At 68.6% G+C, this 1497-nt stretch carries 1 protein-coding gene; it reads left to right on the top strand.

The annotated features are described in order from the left end of the window. A partial coding sequence (locus ACNPM4_RS17085; RefSeq protein WP_448986476.1) for an ATP-binding cassette domain-containing protein occupies positions 1-1371 on the top strand: 1371 nt, incomplete at its 5' end. Between the last annotated feature and the right edge of the window lie 126 nt (positions 1372-1497).

Genomic DNA, 1497 nt, shown 5'->3' with positions numbered 1-1497 from the left:
ACCTCCATCGTGTTCCAGGGGGCGATGCACTCGCTGAACCCGGTACGGACCGTGGGCTGGCAGCTGCTCGAGGCCCTGGAGCTGCACGCGTCGGATCGCTGGAAGAGCGAGAAGGGCCGCAAGCAGCGCATGGCGGAGCTGCTGGATGTCGTCGACCTCCCGCAGCAGAAGTCCGAGTCGTACCCGCACGAGCTCTCCGGCGGCCAGAAGCAGCGGGTGATGATCGCGATGGCCCTGGCGTGCGACCCCGAGGTCATCATCGCCGACGAGCCGACGACCGCTCTCGATGTCATCGTGCAGAAGCAGATCCTCGACATGATCTCGCGGCTCGTCTCCGAGCGCGGCATCTCGATGCTGATGATCAGCCACGACCTGTCGGTCCTCGCGACGGCGTGCCAGCGCATCGCCATCATGCGCGACGGCGAACTCGTCGAGGTCGGTGAGAGCTACGCCGTCTGCACGCGTCCGACGCAGGTCTACACCCGGCAGCTGGCCGACGCCTTCCCCACCATCGGCGATCCGGCCTCCCGCCTGGCGCCGGTGACCCGGCACGGGCAGGGCGCCGACGAGGTACCGGACATCGCCCATGGCGACGAGGTGCTGCTGGAGGCCCGCGGGGTCAACGTCACCTATCGCTCGGGTAGTCGACCGGTGCACGCCGTGCGCGACGTCGACCTCACCGTGCGTCGAGGCGAGATCGTCGCGCTCGTCGGACAATCCGGTTCGGGGAAGTCGACACTCGCCAGGGCGCTCATGGGCCTGCAGCCCGCCGACCCCGGCTCACGGATCCTCTTCGACGGCGCGGAGATGCCCACGAAGGGCCGCGACCTCGCGCACTTCCGCTCTCAGGTGCAGCTCGTGCTCCAGGATCCCTGGGCCGCGCTGAACCCGAAGCACAGCGTGTACGAGTCGGTCGCCGAAGGTCTGCGGGTGCAGCACTTCACAGGCGACGAACGCGAGCGCGTGGCCCAGAGCCTCACGGATGCCGAGATGACGCCGCCGGAGAGGTTCTTCAGTGCCATCCCACAGGAGCTCAGCGGCGGGCAGCGCCAGCGCGTGGTCATCGCCGGTGCCCTCGCCGTGCAGCCGCAGATGCTCATCGCCGACGAACCCGTCGCTTCGCTCGACGCCTCGGTGCGGGGAGAGATCCTCGGCCTGCTGCTCGACCTGCGCCGGCGGCTCGGACTCTCCGCGCTCGTCATCACGCACGATTTGGGCCTCGCCTGGAACATCGCCCACAGCGTCGCCGTGATGTACCGCGGGGAGATCGTCGAACGGGGCACGACCGAGGAGGTCCTGTTGAATCCACAGCACGAGTACACCCGGCATCTGCTCTCCGCAGCACCGCGCATCGAGGAGCAGCCGGCATGACCCGCACGACCTCTCCTTACCTCGACTCCGCCCCGCTGCAGCCCGGAGACACCGTGGCGATCGTCTCGCCGTCCGGGCCGGGGAACGAGGAGAACACTCAGCGCGCGGTCGACTACTACGAGTCAT

The organism is Microbacterium umsixpiens, assembly GCF_053543675.1.
The sequence above is the reverse complement of the archived record's forward strand: the minus strand, read 5'-3'. Positions and strand labels throughout refer to the sequence as shown.